General features: G+C 44.6%; 14 protein-coding genes. 8 read left to right on the top strand and 6 right to left on the bottom strand.

What is annotated here, in order from left to right:
- Nucleotides 1-34: 34 nt before the first annotated feature.
- Complete coding sequence (gene glnB / locus R7E78_RS01405; protein ID WP_005380372.1) at nt 35-373, top strand: nitrogen regulatory protein P-II; 339 nt, start codon at nt 35-37, stop codon at nt 371-373.
- Between the two features lie 140 nt (nt 374-513).
- Nucleotides 514-1359, top strand: a complete 846-nt coding sequence (locus tag R7E78_RS01400) for an endonuclease/exonuclease/phosphatase family protein (RefSeq protein WP_262640572.1) — start codon at nt 514-516, stop codon at nt 1357-1359.
- Nucleotide 1360: 1 nt separating this feature from the next.
- Here the strand turns inward: R7E78_RS01400 and R7E78_RS01395 are convergent, their stop codons facing one another.
- The 3 genes from R7E78_RS01395 to gloB all read right to left on the bottom strand — a co-directional run bounded on the left by R7E78_RS01395 (nt 1361) and on the right by gloB (nt 4640).
- On the bottom strand, nt 1361-2047 hold the full coding sequence (locus R7E78_RS01395) for a YIP1 family protein (RefSeq protein WP_005380375.1): 687 nt from the start codon (nt 2045-2047) through the stop codon (nt 1361-1363).
- Nucleotides 2044-3627 carry a LysM peptidoglycan-binding domain-containing protein gene (locus R7E78_RS01390; protein ID WP_262640571.1) on the bottom strand — a complete coding sequence of 528 codons (1584 nt, stop codon included), beginning with the start codon at nt 3625-3627 and terminating at the stop codon, nt 2044-2046. Before R7E78_RS01390 ends, R7E78_RS01395 begins: the two co-directional genes overlap by 4 nt.
- Before the next feature lie 254 nt (nt 3628-3881).
- Entirely contained in the window at nt 3882-4640 is a 759-nt protein-coding gene (gene gloB / locus R7E78_RS01385) for a hydroxyacylglutathione hydrolase (RefSeq protein ID WP_017636045.1), read from the bottom strand.
- A gap of 37 nt (nt 4641-4677) precedes the next feature.
- Between gloB and R7E78_RS01380 the strand changes: the two genes are divergently transcribed.
- Nucleotides 4678-5424, top strand: a complete 747-nt coding sequence (locus tag R7E78_RS01380; protein ID WP_017636046.1) for a class I SAM-dependent methyltransferase — start codon at nt 4678-4680, stop codon at nt 5422-5424.
- Here R7E78_RS01380 and rnhA read toward each other — a convergent pair.
- Nucleotides 5421-5885, bottom strand: a complete 465-nt coding sequence (gene rnhA, locus R7E78_RS01375; protein ID WP_005380384.1) for a ribonuclease HI — start codon at nt 5883-5885, stop codon at nt 5421-5423. The two genes, R7E78_RS01380 and rnhA, sit on opposite strands and share 4 nt — an antisense overlap.
- 59 nt (nt 5886-5944) lie before the next feature.
- Between rnhA and dnaQ the strand changes: the two genes are divergently transcribed.
- The 5 genes from dnaQ to R7E78_RS01350 all read left to right on the top strand — a co-directional run bounded on the left by dnaQ (nt 5945) and on the right by R7E78_RS01350 (nt 9758).
- The gene (dnaQ, locus tag R7E78_RS01370) at nt 5945-6667 is read left to right on the top strand and encodes a DNA polymerase III subunit epsilon (RefSeq protein WP_005380385.1); all 723 of its coding nucleotides are present in this window, start codon (nt 5945-5947) and stop codon (nt 6665-6667) included.
- Between the two features lie 8 nt (nt 6668-6675).
- On the top strand, nt 6676-7926 hold the full coding sequence (locus tag R7E78_RS01365; RefSeq protein ID WP_318057585.1) for a TIGR03503 family protein: 1251 nt from the start codon (nt 6676-6678) through the stop codon (nt 7924-7926).
- Nucleotides 7927-8106: 180 nt separating this feature from the next.
- On the top strand, nt 8107-8679 hold the full coding sequence (locus tag R7E78_RS01360) for a hypothetical protein (protein WP_137282305.1): 573 nt from the start codon (nt 8107-8109) through the stop codon (nt 8677-8679).
- A 191-nt stretch (nt 8680-8870) separates the two neighbouring features.
- On the top strand, nt 8871-9263 hold the full coding sequence (locus R7E78_RS01355) for a DUF1353 domain-containing protein (protein ID WP_042521425.1): 393 nt from the start codon (nt 8871-8873) through the stop codon (nt 9261-9263).
- Nucleotides 9264-9347: 84 nt separating this feature from the next.
- Entirely contained in the window at nt 9348-9758 is a 411-nt protein-coding gene (locus tag R7E78_RS01350; RefSeq protein ID WP_005391824.1) for a GNAT family N-acetyltransferase, read from the top strand.
- A gap of 73 nt (nt 9759-9831) precedes the next feature.
- On the opposite strand, the gene R7E78_RS01345 is transcribed toward R7E78_RS01350, so the two are convergent.
- Both R7E78_RS01345 and fadE read right to left on the bottom strand, forming a co-directional pair.
- Nucleotides 9832-11607, bottom strand: coding sequence for a SulP family inorganic anion transporter (locus R7E78_RS01345; protein ID WP_042521426.1), 1776 nt, complete (start codon nt 11605-11607; stop codon nt 9832-9834).
- A gap of 205 nt (nt 11608-11812) precedes the next feature.
- Nucleotides 11813-14257 carry an acyl-CoA dehydrogenase FadE gene (gene fadE / locus R7E78_RS01340; RefSeq protein WP_005385392.1) on the bottom strand — a complete coding sequence of 815 codons (2445 nt, stop codon included), beginning with the start codon at nt 14255-14257 and terminating at the stop codon, nt 11813-11815.
- Nucleotides 14258-14552: the final 295 nt, after the last annotated feature.

Here is a 14552-nt window from a genome sequence, read left to right as displayed (position 1 = left end):
ATAAGCGCAATCGATTGAAGCTTAAGGGATGAACATGAAAAAAATTGAAGCGATTATCAAGCCATTTAAATTGGATGATGTTCGAGAAGCGCTAGCTGAAGTTGGCATTACAGGGATGACCGTCTCTGAAGTGAAAGGTTTTGGTCGCCAAAAGGGTCACACAGAGCTTTACCGTGGTGCAGAGTATATGGTGGACTTTCTACCTAAAGTGAAGCTCGAAATCGTTGTAACCGAAGATGTGGCTGATAAATGCGTAGAGACAATCATTGAAACCGCGCAAACTGGTAAGATTGGTGATGGTAAAATATTCGTCACTGATATTGAGCGTGTGGTTCGTATTCGTACTGGTGAAGAAGACGAAGACGCGATCTAAGGTTTCTTGTCACCTGTTTCGTATTTATTATGCTAAAAGGGAGCCAAGTGGCTCCTTTTTTGTTGTTTGCTTATTAGTGAAATCATTTAACCCGAGATTGGTTGTTCTAGATTTCGGGTGCCTACATTCAGGTTTGTCGTATGTTTAAGCGTTTTTTTCTGGCGTTAGCTTTTCTTATTATGGCGGTATTGGTCGGCTTCCAGGTTATTTTCACCGTACCAGATCAGCCGCAAATTATTACCCAAACAGGTACCGAGCTGACACAAGATATTAGGTGCATCGAATTTAGCGATTCAAAAGCTCTCGATCATGACGGCAAAATCAATGTGCTTGTCTGGAATATCTACAAACAGAACCGGGCTAATTGGCAACGTGCACTCGATGAGTTTTCTGCTGATAAGCAGTTACTGTTATTGCAAGAAGCCAGCATGACACCATCATTTAAACAGTGGTTGGTGGATGGTCGCTGGGTTAGTAATCAAGTGAGTGCTTTTAAGGCGCTGGGTAGCGGTGCCGGTGTAATTAGTATTGCTCAAGGGCAACCAGAAAAAGCCTGCGCTTACACCTCTAAAGAGCCGTGGCTTCGCTTACCTAAGTCTGCATTATATAGCCAGTATCACTTGAGTAATGGCGAGAAACTCGCAGTGGTGAATGTACATGCGATTAACTTCACCGTAGGTACAAAAGAGTATGTATCGCAGTTAACGGCGCTTGAAATGCTTTTAAAGCATCATGTGGGGCCAATTCTATTTGCTGGAGACTTCAATAGCTGGAGTGAATCTCGCGTTAATGCGATGAGGCAGGCCTTAAAGGCTGCGGACTTACAAGAGGTGATGTTCTTGCCGGATCATCGAGTCCAATTTATAACAGGGTTACCACTGGACCATGTGTTTTACCGAGGTCTGACGCTTAAGTACGCAAAAGCGCCGCAGAGCGACGCTTCCGATCATAACCCATTGTTATTGTCATTTACGTTAAATGACTAGCTTAGGTTACCACAATATAAAGTGCCCAAATAACGTAGAAGAATACCCATGGCAGGCTTGCAATCACCAAAGCTTGGCCACGTTCAAACTCCGTCCACGTCAGTACAACGCCGTAGCCGAGCACAATGTACCAAGGCAGAAGCAAAGGTAACGAGCTAGCGAAATGAGACCATTCGTTAGTAAGAGGCAGCTTTAATAGACCATTGAGGCTATTTAAATCGGCAGCGTAAGTCATTACCTGACCATGCTTGAGTAGCAAGCTCGCGTAGCTTGCTACATCGCCCAATACTGCTGGGAATAAGATAGCACACGATGCGGCAAACCATTTCCAGTAACCGTATTGTTGTTTGCTTGCCTTTGTTGCAAGAAAGAACCAAAGCGCGAGCAATAGTAAGGTGGCAAAGCGGTTGAATACATCATTGATGATCGCGCTTGCCATTAGCGTGTTTGGTTCTAATAGCTCAATCTGCTTCGGGTCGATTTGCTGAAATTGCGCAGCAAGTTGGTCACTGAGCCACGTGAAATCGACATTCGAAAAGTAAGCACCCCAGAATAAAAACGGACTAAGCATCAGGAAGATGAACGGTTGCCATCCCCATCCACCGCGTTGATAAAGCGCAAGAAAACAAGATGTTGGAGAACGAAAAATGTCCAACAGCATCACAAGTGGATTGCTTGATGGGTTCATACACTTACCTTCGTTACGTCAACGTACAACTTAAGCTTTTGACCTGGTTGTAAGTATTTTTTCTTGTGTAGCGAGTTCCATTTCACGATGTCGTTCGTTTTTACTTTGAACTTGCTTGCAATGCCGCTAATGGTGTCGCCAGAGCGAACGTTGTAGAAAACGGTACGGATCACAGAACCTTTGTCTGAATCCTTCCAAATCACTAGCTTTTGACCCACACGCAATGGATCTTTAGGGCCCATACCATTCCATTTAGCTAACGATTTATACGACACTTTATTGTTACGTGCGATTGACCACAAACTTTCTCCAGACTGAACGACATGGGTGAGCTTGAGTTGACCACGAGCACGAGATTGAGTCTTGTTTAATCGGTTTTGTGCCGTTAATGCATATTTTGCATCGTCTTTTGTTGATGTCGGAATCAATAGGTATTGACCAATACGAATGTTGTTATTCGATAGGCCGTTGGCACGTCGAATGACTTTCGTGGTTGTGCCGTATTTATTAGCTAGCACGCTTAAAGAGTCACCAGATTTCACCTTGTAGCGAGCGACCTTCATCCCTTTACCGCGATTTTTCTCCACCTTGGTGAGAAAAGTCTCTTTTTTCTCTACGGGAATCAAAAGTTGGTGCGGCCCCTCAGGCGCTGTCGACCACTGGTTGTATGCTGGGTTGTAACTCTGCAACTCTTTTACGCTAATGCCGGCATAATCTGCGGCAATAGCCAGATCTAACTGCTCTTCTGGATCAACAAGCGTTAGAACAGGCTTGTTTGGAATTGCAGGAATATTAAGTCCGTACTTGTCTTGGTTTGCGATAACGTCAGCCAAGGCCAATAGCTTAGGAACGTAACTGCTGGTCTCTTTTGGTAAGTCTAATGAGAAGAAATCGATAGGTTTACCGAGCTTTTTATTCTTACGAATTGCGCTAGAAACTCGGCCTCCACCGCTGTTATAAGCGGCGATTGCATGTTCCCAGTTACCATCAAAACGCTCGTTTAGTTGTACTAGGTAGTCCAGCGCTGCATCCGTTGCTGCTGCCACATCTCTGCGACCGTCATACCAGTAGTTTTGCTCTAATCCCATCATTTTTCCGGTGCCTGGGACAAATTGCCACAACCCAGCCGCGCTACCATGTGAGTAGGCAAAGGCATCGAATGAACTTTCCACTACAGGAAGTAATGCAAGCTCCATTGGGAGTCCGCGCTCTTCGATACGTTTTGTGATCATGTATAGAAAAGGAGTCGCACGCTTAGATACCGTGTAAAGGTGATTTGGGTGCTTTAAATACCACGTACGGTAGTAGTCCACTTTCTTGTGGTTTGGGATATCCATGTCCAGCTGCATGGCGATACGTTGCCACACATCTTCTTGTTCTTGGGGGGAGAGAACTTTAGGCGCGTCGTTAGCGGGTTTTTTTGCTAGTGACGATTTATTGCCCGGTTGAGCTTTTACTGCATTTTGCTTTGCAGTCTGCTCAGATTTATTGGTTTCTGGTGTAGAAGACGTTGAATCTGACTGAGTCAATTGACAGCCAGATAATAACAACGCCAACGCCCAAGTATACTTCAAACGCATGGATTCAGCCTATTTAGGGCCTGTTTATCTTCACCTGCCTGTCGCGCAACGTAATGTGCGTGGCAGTCGCAAGATAATAGACATCTTTTAAACACTAACTAATTTATAGAGGCAAAGAGCTTCTAATTATGCAATGGGGAGAAATTCAAATAGATTTATATCAACCCCAAACGTAAGAGAAGCGCCAGTGGCGCTTCTCGAAAAATCAGTCCCTGATAATACTGGGGTCTTGCAAACTTACAAGCAGAAAATGGTTAAAATTCGTTCTTCCACTCGCGTAAAGCAGTAAAAACCGAGCATGGATCGCTATTTTTAATGCGACTAGCAACAGATTGAACCACGTCAGGGTTAGAGGTTCGCAAGAACGGATTAATCCACTTTTCTTTGCGTATTGTTGTTGGAAGTGTCGGAATGTTGAGTGCTCGCAGTCGGTTTACATCGTCGCGATATTGGCGAAGTTGCTCATTGTCAGGTTCAACCGCTAGAGCAAACGCCACGTTACTCGCCGTGTATTCATGTGCGCAGAAGACTTGAGTTTCTTCTGGTAGAGACGTTAGTTTGCTCAGTGATTCAAACATTTGCTCAGGCGTACCTTCAAAAATACGACCGCAGCCAGCAGAAAAGAGCACATCACCGCAAAACAGTTTTCCGTCCCCAACGTAACCGATATGGCCCAAAGTATGGCCGGGTAACCCAAGTACTAAGAAAATCTCACCAAACAACTCCAGCTTGTCGCCTTCTTCCATTGGTGTCGTTAGGGTTGGAATTGGCTCTGATTTTGGGCCCACAACGGCGACGTCAGGAAATGCACGCACTAAGTCTGGAACGCCACCAATGTGATCGTTGTGGTGGTGCGTAATTAAAATCGCTTCTAAAGTTAATTCGTTAGCCTGCAGAAATTCTAATACTGGCTTCGCATCGCCCGGATCAACGACTGCGCAGCGCTTATCGCTATTTTGTATCAGCCAGATGTAATTATCATTAAATGCGGGTATGCTTTTGATCTCTAACACGATTCGTTCTCCGTCACCCATTTTAGTCAGGTGGTTAATGAAACCAGCACTCAGCAACAAAACTATACCACACCCGTCGACTTGGTCAGCAATGAACAACGGTCCGTGGGTGCTTGAGTCAATCCAGACCCGACTTGATGAATGGTGTCCGAAACTCTTCGGCTACCATATGCTCAAACTGGGCGGGTTGAGCTGTGAGCTAACCAGCTGTAATTGTAACATTCAACACCAAGTCAACGTAGATATCCAGAACCCGTTGCATAATGTGATTGCAGATGGTTACGAATTACCCTTTTTGGAAAAAAGCTTTGATGTTGTGATACTCGCTCATCAGCTCGACTATGCAAGCGATCCACACCGTTTGTTGCGTGAAGTCGATAGAGTGATGATGGATGATGGCTATGTAATTATTACTGGATTCAACCCATTAAGCTTGACTGGATTAGCGAGTTTACTTCCATGGCGTAAACATAATTTGCCTTGGAGTGGACGAATGTTTACGTCGAACCGCATCAAAGATTGGTTAGGGTTACTTAATTATCAAGTGATTCATTGTGATCGTTATGCGCTGTTTCCGATGAAACGTTACCGTACGATGTGGACATGGTTGGAAAATAGTCTTGGTGATTGGGCATCACCCGCTGGGAGTTTGTATTACATAGTCGCGCGGAAACGGACATACCCTCTCAAGCCTATCAAACCGCATTGGCGCTTGAAGAAAAAGCTCACACCACTTGGGGTGATGAATCGAGAGGGTAACACTATGAGGAAAGAATCTCGCTAAGAGGGTTGGTAACCTGTATCTTCCTCAGTTGGGTTTTCTGCAGCAGTCCGGGCTAGCTCATCACACATTTCGTTCTCACGATGGCCTGCGTGGCCTTTTACCCAATGCCATTCAACTTGATGGCGTGCGGTTTCTTTGTCTAGAGCTTGCCATAAATCGGCATTCTTCACGGGTTTTTTATCCGCTGTTTTCCAACCACGCTTCTTCCAGTTATGGATCCACTGAGTAATACCTTGGCGCACATATTGGCTGTCAGTCGTTAAAGTGACTTTACAAGGTTGTTTTAACGTCTGTAGCGCGACGACAGCCGCCAACATTTCCATGCGGTTGTTGGTAGTTAACGTATAGCCTTTGGAAAGTGTCTTTTCTACGTCTTTGTAACGCAATACTATGCCGTAACCACCTGGTCCTGGGTTACCTAAACAAGAACCGTCAGTGAAAATCTCAACGTGTTTGGTCATATTTTTTGGTACTATTAGCCGAAACATTTAATAAAGCATAGTCTGACATACATAACCTTATGAATACCAGCAGCAATTCTGAATATAACCGCATTGTCGTTCTCGATACCGAAACCACAGGTATGAACCGCGAGGGTGGTCCTCACTACATGGGACACCGCATTATTGAAATCGGTGCCGTGGAGATCATCAACCGTAAGCTGACTGGTCGTCACTTCCACGTTTATTTAAAACCCGATCGTGAAATCCAACCAGAAGCGGTTGAAGTTCACGGTATTACGGATGAATTCTTGGTTGATAAACCGGAATACGCGAGCGTGCACCAAGAGTTTCTTGAGTTTATTAAAGGCGCAGAACTTGTTGCCCACAACGCGCCCTTCGATACCGGCTTTATGGATTACGAGTTTGGCATGCTCGATCCTAACATCGGCAAAACTGACGACTACTGCAAGGTGACCGACACCCTTGCAATGGCGAAGAAAATCTTCCCTGGTAAGCGAAACAACCTTGATATCTTATGTGAACGTTACGGTATTGATAACTCGCACCGTACACTCCACGGAGCTTTGCTCGATGCGGAGATTCTAGCCGACGTTTACCTCTTTATGACGGGTGGTCAAACGAGTCTAGAATTTAACGCGAATAAACAAGAGGGTGGAGTAGAAACCATTCGTCGTATTGAAGGAAGAAAAGCGCTAAAGGTTTTGCGCGCAAGTGCCGATGAACTAGAAGCTCACCAAAAAAGATTAGAGTTGGTGAACGACTGTATTTGGCATCAATAGGAGAAGCTATGTTGAGGGCTTTGTTGGTCGCGTTTTTAGCGATATGGAGTAGTCTCTCGAGTGCTGCGAGTGAATCTACAATGTCTTTGTTAGACAATCGCTTTCGAGTTGATCCAACCATCGAGCAGATCACGTTTTTGGTTTATCGTGAGCAAAGTTCTCAGCCAGTTGTTTTAGTCCGTCCTGACGGTAAAAAATACTATGCTTGGGGCTCTTACGACAATGTACGTTGGTATCAAGAAGCCTCACTCGATATTATTTCCGTTGATAACCCTATGCCAGGTCCATGGCAGGCTGTGGGGAAAGTTACGCCTAAAAATAACATCCGCTTAATTTCTCACCTAAAGCTCAGTACGGATCTGTTCCCAAACCGATTATATAATGGGGAAGCGCTTAAGTTTACAGCTCGCCTGACCTCCGACGGCAAACCTCTTGTACTGCGCGACTTCCTTGATCGCGTGAATCTGCGCGTGACATTTACCAAGTTTGTCGAAAATGAAGATGAGCTGATCAAAGAAGCACGTCCAGTGCCGATGGTTGTGGGTGAGTTTTCTGATGACGGCCGCGGCTTGGATGAAAAAGCAGGGGATGGTGTGTTTACGGTTCAGCTCCCAATAGACGTTGAGCCTGGTAAGTACCGCGCGCGCATCACGTCTGGCAATGGCGTATTCTTACGAGCGCAAGAACAAGTCATCTTGGTTTATCCGAACCCAATCTCTCGTACTTTTATTCAGGCTCGTAATCCCGATAAGCCACACCAATTAGTGGTGAGTGGCGAGCAAGGTATGATTGCACCAGGCTCTATAGCAGTCACAGTGAAAAAGGACGCTCCCGATGGTTTCATTAGTTACAGCCAAGGACAGGTCTCTAAAGATGGAATGAGAGTTACGTTGAACCTCAATAACGATGCTGAGCTTGGTAAGTACGCATGGCGCGGCGAGATCTTTGCCACTGATTTTGCAACTCAGCGTCCGTTGGTGTTTCCTATTCCAGAGCAAACTTTCAGTGTTGTTGATGAAGTTGATCTAGAAGCTGCTCGAATTGCAAAAGAAGCTGAATTAGCCGAGCAGCGCCGTATTGAAATGGAAAAGCAAATTATCGCTGAGCGGGAGGCTGAGCGTAAGCGCAGCATGATTATTATCGCGGTAGGTAACTTGATAATGCTGCTGATTGTGAACATTGCATGGATAGTCTGGCGCAAAATTAAAGCGAAGCGCGATGCCATGCCAGAGATGCAATTAGAAGTACCAAAGAAATAGTAGTAACACATAAAGCGAGAAACGGAGCCAATCGGCTCCGTTTTTTTATCAAGTTACCAAGTTGGAAGAAGAAAAATGGATAAATTATGAATATTTAAGTTTACTGTACTCAAATATATGTTTGGGATTTTATATAAATAATATATCATTTTTACTTTCTAAATTGGTTGCATTTTTAATGTGACTAACTTTCAAAACAATCAATTAAAGATAAAAGAAATAATGAATAAAATTTTAGCTTTTTTTTGTGCAGTGATAATTGTAGGTTGTTCTTCTATTGATAATGGTGTTAATAATCCAGATTCGGGAAGTAATAATTTAAAATCACTTGATACCTTCACTTTCGATCCCTTAAGTAAAATCCAAAAAGTAGAAATACCAACTTATTATGATGGCTTGTTTGATACAGCAAGACCCTATTTAGATGAAAAGTACCCTTACACCTATGTCAGTAAACCTCAAGCATACATAATTGATGACGAGATTATTTCTTTTGCTCCTTGGTTTCCTGTCGAAGGAAGGTTTACGGTTTTTCCAACCGCTCACTATATAGTTATAACTCAAGAAACCGAGAGTGGCTTAGTCTCCGCACGATTTAATCATGAACAAGTAATTAAGCTGTTAAGTGAAGAGTATAAAATTACTGAGCATACAAGTCCGTTTTTTCATTATGTTCTAGAGGTTTCTCCAAGTGAACAAGCCAATTTTGTAGAAGATATCCATAAAAAATTGAGTAGACTTCCTTCAGAATAAGGATTGTTGGTTAAATTTTGGTCAATAAAGTCAGGGGTTCTGGCTTTATTGATTGCATGGAGTTCTATTTATATTGATTTGGGCTTTGTAATAGGTAGTACGCCATAATAACAAGAGCCGATCTTGTAGGGTTTCTGGATAAATATTCAGCTGTGCGTGATAAATAAGAATAAGTAAACGCGAGGTCTCTGATGAAATACAAAAAGCGTCAGAAGTATAAATACACTCTCCATTCTGAAGAAAAGATTGAGACGCACATTTCAGTGAGTCAGGCGTATGACAGCCCTTTTCTTAGTTTGTCCAAACAAGGCGTGTTAACGATTAAAAAGGGCTATGCATGGGATGGAGCGAGTGGGCCAGCGTTAGACACAAAAAACATTATGAAAGCTTCTTTAGTGCATGATGCTCTTTACCAACTCATGAGGGAAGAGGTGTTGCCTCAAAGTGCTCGAAAGCATGCGGATGCGTTGTTGAGAGAAACGTGTTTAGAAAAAGGAATGTCTAGCTTCAGAGCGGCTTATATCTATTATGGCGTCAGAGTTGTCGGCGGCTTCTTTTCTAGACCCGATACTTTGTGTGCTTAATGGGAACATCTTTCCAACGTTTAACTGTTTATTTATACAGTTTAGTTATGTAAGCTCCAAGGTGATACAAAGGAGTAGTACATAATGACAATAAGATATGAAGAGCATGTGCCAAGCCCGAAAGAATACTGTGATATGCGTATCAAAGCCGGGCTATCACCCAAATCGTTGAAAGCTGCTGAAATTGGCCTACCCAATTCGTTATATGGCGTATCTGTTCGGGATGAAGGAAAGCTCATTGCAATGGGTCGGGTTGTTGGTGACGGGGCGTGTAACTTCGAAATTGTCGACGTTGCCGTTGATTCTGATTATCAAGGTAACGGTTTAGGTAGAAAAGTCATGGAATACATCGACGGTTATCTTTCTTCTGTTGCACTTGAAGGCTCTTACGTTTCTATGATTGCTGATGAACCGGTCTTTTACGAAAAGCTTGGTTATAGGCTGGTGGCTCCTAAAAGCCAAGGGATGACAAAAAAGTTTAAGCCAAAGGCGTAACACGTATTCAGCTGTGAAGATAAGCACTAGAAAACAGGAGTTTAATTTCCTGTTTTCTATATTAAATTTGTATTTAAGCCACTTCTGGAATTGGTTTGGGTAGCTGCTCTAAATCAGGCTCTTTTTGAACAGTAGGAATTTGTCCCTCACCCACAGCACTGATGTAACAGCCACTAAGTTTAATGGCAAGGTACATATCAGCTCGCAGTAAGATGCCTCCTTCACTGGTGCTGATACCAGTAAGCTCACACCATTGACGAAGACGTCGTTTCCTTCCTGCGAGGATTAAGCGTACACCTCTCTTTTTCAAAGTATTGTGAATATCTGCCAGTGTTGCCATCACACTGAGATCCAAGTGAGTAAAGCTCGATACGGCGTCGATGACAACGCAACTTGCGTCTTTGTGATGCTCTGCCTGCTCTAACACTCTACGTTTAAAGTAAGGAGCATTGAAGTAAGTTAGCGGTGAGTTAAAGCGGTAAATCACCATTCCAGGAATAGGCGAAGCTTTTCCTGAGTCGTCGATGGTCCGAATGGTACCTTTTTCATCCAAGCCAAGTAGCTGATCACTCGGCCGCATGACAATACGTAAAAATTGAAACAGCCCTAGCAATACCGCCAAAGTGATCCCCGGTATTACACCCACGATCAACACAGAAATAAAAGTAATGATGGCCAGATAAAATGCATCTTTGTCACGAGATTTTAATTTCCAAATTGCTTTAAGATCGAGCAGCGATAGGGACGCAATGATCAATACAACACCAAGTGAAGCGATAGGGATGAACTGCAAAGGCTCGTAAATAAATACCGCAATAATGGCGATGGTGATTGCGGCGACAATCGAAACTAATTGAGATTTACCGCCATTTGCATCATTGACGGCTGTGCGTGAGTCAGCGCCGCTTATCGCGAAACCTTGTGAAAACGCTGAGGCAATGTTGGCAAAACCCAACGCCTGAAACTCTTTATTTGCATCAATATCATAACCGTTTTTAGCCGCGAAACTGCGGGCGGTGAGCATCATGCTAACAAAACTGACAATCGCAAGGTTGAGCGCTGGGACTACTAGTTCACGAACTTCACCTAGCTCAAATTCTGGTGTTTGAAACTGAGGGAAGCCACCTTGAGTGAGTCCGACAACCGATACGCCCATCTCTTGTAAATGGAAAAACCAAACTGACGCAGTAGTTACGAGGATCGCCAGCATGGCAGCAGGCCAAGTTGGTCGGTAGCGTTTGGTGAGCAAATAAACGACAACCGTCACGATACTCAGAGTTACAGTAGGCCAATGAAGATCGGTTAATCGTTGTGGAGCTTCCCATAAACGTTCCAGTAAATAACGTTGCTCGTATTTCAAACCGACTACTTTCGCAAACTGACCAACGATAATTGTGAGAGCAACACCGTTGAGTAGACCCAAAAGAATCGGACGAGAAAGGAAATCTGCAAACACTCCTAGCTTGAAACGACTTGCCAGTACACACCAAATCCCCGTCATCGCTGTCATGGTCATAACCAACTGCCAATGTTTTGTGGGGTCACCTGCGGCAAGTGGTGTCACAACAGCAGCGATCACTGCACAGGTTGCTGCATCGGGTCCGACAATGAGTTGTCGAGATGTGCCCATCATGGCGTAAACCAACATTGGCAGTACACACGAATACAGACCGACAATTGCGGATACACCAGTTAACTGTGCATAAGCTATGGCAACTGGCAGTGCAACCGCGACAACAGAAAAGGCGGCTCTAAAGTCGTTAACAAACCATTCTTTTTGATAATGCTTAAGCTGAACAAGCCCTGGGAACCACTGTGCGAGTAATATTTTAGCCAACGGATTTACCATATATGTGAGTGAGTTACTTAAAGTATACACCGCTTAGTTGGAACGTCTGTGAGTTAGTTATCACTGGAAATCGGGGGAAAGATTGGAGTGCGTGGCTTTTATTGCGATTGCGCAGGGGCTTCGTGGTGTGAGGTGTTATGAATGCGATTCTGGAAGCAATAAAAACGGGAGCTGATACTCCCGTTTGTGGTCTCAGATACTAGAGTTACGCGACACTATCCATCTGAGGGTATAGCGGCTTTGCGGCAAGCAGTTCCGGCTCAAAATCGTCAACGTTGATTGTATCTAGACGATGCTGTTCCGCTTCTCTGAGTAGATCGGCTTCTTCTTGCGTGATAAAGCCTTGCTCTAGCCCTTCCTGAGCAATCATATCCAAACGTAAGAATGGGCGACGCTTACCCTGCGCTTTACATACTTTGTCAAACACAGGCTCAGCTTGAAGAATGACTGATAGTGCAAGTTCAATCTTACCTGCTGCGTTGTGCTCGGTTGGTTCAAGGTATTGACCGCGACCAATGCGTGAGCGCGTTGCACTTGGCGTTTGTAGAATGCGCGCCACTTTACTGTCTAGTTTATCGCTTGGTGCTTTGCGTACGCGACCAAATGGCATGATTAATACGCGTAGCGCACGGCCAATTACTTTGTTCGGGAAGTTTGCTAAGAATTCATCTACTGCCACTTCCGCTTGTTTCAAACTGTCTTGTAGACCCCAGTGTACTAATGGTAAATCTTCGACTGGACGGCCATCTTGCTCAAAACGTTTCAACGTCGCAGAGCTCAAATATAGCTGGCTTAGAATGTCACCAAGACGTGCTGATAGACGCTCTTTACGCTTCAAAGAGCCACCTAGCACTGCCATTGAGATATCCGATAGCAGAGCAAGGTTTGCACTGTAACGGTTCAATTGTTGGTAGTAACGCTTGGTTGCATCTTTGGTTGGTGATGAAGAGCCCAGACCGTCGCTCAAACCAAACCAGATACTGCGCACTAGGTTACTCATTGTAAAGCTCACGTGACCAGCAAGCGCTTTATCAAATTTCTCGACAGCATTACTTGCTTCAGAATACGCCGCGTTCATTTCTTCAAGAACGTACGGATGGCAACGGATTGCGCCTTGGCCAAAGATGATCATTGAGCGTGTTAGAATGTTAGCACCCTCAACCGTTACCGCGATTGGCGCACCTTGGTAACCACGAGCTAGGAAGTTAGAAGGTCCCATACAGATACCTTTACCGCCTACGATGTCCATTGCATCGATGATGCTTTGCTGGCCGCGGTGCGTACAGTGATACTTCACGATAGCTGAGATTACTGAAGGCTTTTCACCTAAGTCGATACCCGCAACGGTTAAGTTGCTTGCTGCATCCATCACGTAAGCATTACCACCCAAGCGTGCTAATGGTTCTTCAACCCCTTCCATATGGCCGATAGGCTGTTTGAACTGACGGCGAATACGTGAGTAAGCACCGGTTGCCATTGCCGCAGTTTTGATGCCACCTGTTGAGTTTGAAGGTAGCGTGATACCACGTCCAACCGACAGACACTCAACCAGCATACGCCAACCTTGGCCCGCCATTTTTTCGCCACCGATAATGAAATCGATAGGAACAAAGATGTCTTTACCGCGCGTTGGACCATTTTGGAATGGCACATTGAGTGGGAAGTGTCGGTTACCAATCTCAACACCTTTGACATCAGTTGGGATAAGCGCACAAGTGATGCCAAGATCTTCTTTGTCGCCTAGCAAACCTTCAGGGTCGCGAAGTTTAAATGCTAAGCCTAGTACCGTTGCGACTGGCGCTAGGGTGATGTAGCGCTTGTTCCAAGTCAGGCGCATACCCAGTACTTCTTTTCCTTCCCATTCGCCTTTACAGACCACACCGTAATCTGGAATAGATCCAGCGTCAGAACCCGCTTCTGGACTTGTTAGGGCGAAACAAGGGATTTCCTTACCTTCAGCTAGACGCGGTAAGTAATGATTTTTTTGATCTTCAGTACCGTAGTGTTGCAGTAGCTCACCTGGGCCCAAAGAGTTAGGAACACCAACGGTAGACGATAGAACGCCAGAAACACCCGTTAGTTTTTGTAGTACTAGTGATTGCGCGTATGCTGAGAACTCAAGACCACCGTACTTTTTCTTAATGATCATGGCGAAGAACTTATGATCTTTCAGGTATTGCCAAACTTCTGGCGGTAAGTCCGCGAGTTCATGGGTCACTTGGAAATCACTCACCATGGCGCACACTTCATTCACAGGGCCGTCTAAAAAGGCTTGTTCTTCCGCACTTAACTTAGGTGCTTGAATTGCGTGTAGCTTTTGCCACTCTGGTTTGCCTTTAAATAGTTCGGCTTCCCACCAGACGGTACCTGCGTCTAACGCTTCTTTTTCGGTTTGAGACATAGCTGGCAGCACTTTCTTGAAAAGCACTAACGCTTTGCGGCTAATTAAAGACTGACGTACGCCAGGAACCGCGAGCACAGCTGCGGCGAGAACGTAAATCGCCCAACCAATAACGCCGACAGTACCAGCTACTGTAAGAGCCAGCATGGCTGCGGTGAGTAAGCTAATAGATTTCACGAGAGACATGCGGTGGTAGAGCGTAATGCCTAGCACGATCGCCATCGTGATGATTGAGAGCAAGATGTCCATATATATTTTCCTTTTCAGACTTTATAAGTTTTGTACGTCTGCATGTTAGGTAAGAGGTCTAACCAGTTGGTTTAAGTGTAATCAAAATATTAAGGAAATGTAAAACATAAGATTGGATAAAAAGTGATCTAAGTAGAGTTAAAATTCTAAAGTTGAGATTTGAGTGATGGTTTCATGAGCAAGTTGACAAGTTTATTACCATCACTAATCTAAATCTGTTGGTTCACTATCGACACTAATTCTCGTTTGTGGGTAAACTCAGAGTAATCAAACCCGAGTTCCGGTTTATGAAATG

This window comes from Vibrio sp. YT-19(2023) (genome assembly GCF_033337395.1).
This window is presented reverse-complemented; position numbering and strand designations above follow the sequence as displayed.

Bases quoted from the DNA above. Each gene is read 5' to 3' on its own strand.
- R7E78_RS01350 (WP_005391824.1), top strand. From the start codon at position 9,348: ATGACAATAAGATATGAAGAGCATGTGCCAAGCCCGAAAGAATACTGT.
- R7E78_RS01390 (WP_262640571.1), bottom strand. From the start codon at position 3,627: ATGCGTTTGAAGTATACTTGGGCGTTGGCGTTGTTATTATCTGGCTGT.
- R7E78_RS01345 (WP_042521426.1), bottom strand. From the start codon at position 11,607: ATGGTAAATCCGTTGGCTAAAATATTACTCGCACAGTGGTTCCCAGGG.
- R7E78_RS01355 (WP_042521425.1), top strand. From the start codon at position 8,871: ATGAAATACAAAAAGCGTCAGAAGTATAAATACACTCTCCATTCTGAA.
- dnaQ (WP_005380385.1), top strand. From the start codon at position 5,945: ATGAATACCAGCAGCAATTCTGAATATAACCGCATTGTCGTTCTCGAT.
- glnB (WP_005380372.1), top strand. From the start codon at position 35: ATGAAAAAAATTGAAGCGATTATCAAGCCATTTAAATTGGATGATGTT.
- R7E78_RS01380 (WP_017636046.1), top strand. From the start codon at position 4,678: ATGAAACCAGCACTCAGCAACAAAACTATACCACACCCGTCGACTTGG.
- fadE (WP_005385392.1), bottom strand. From the start codon at position 14,257: ATGGACATCTTGCTCTCAATCATCACGATGGCGATCGTGCTAGGCATT.
- R7E78_RS01365 (WP_318057585.1), top strand. From the start codon at position 6,676: ATGTTGAGGGCTTTGTTGGTCGCGTTTTTAGCGATATGGAGTAGTCTC.
- R7E78_RS01400 (WP_262640572.1), top strand. From the start codon at position 514: ATGTTTAAGCGTTTTTTTCTGGCGTTAGCTTTTCTTATTATGGCGGTA.
- R7E78_RS01395 (WP_005380375.1), bottom strand. From the start codon at position 2,047: ATGAACCCATCAAGCAATCCACTTGTGATGCTGTTGGACATTTTTCGT.
- rnhA (WP_005380384.1), bottom strand. From the start codon at position 5,885: ATGACCAAACACGTTGAGATTTTCACTGACGGTTCTTGTTTAGGTAAC.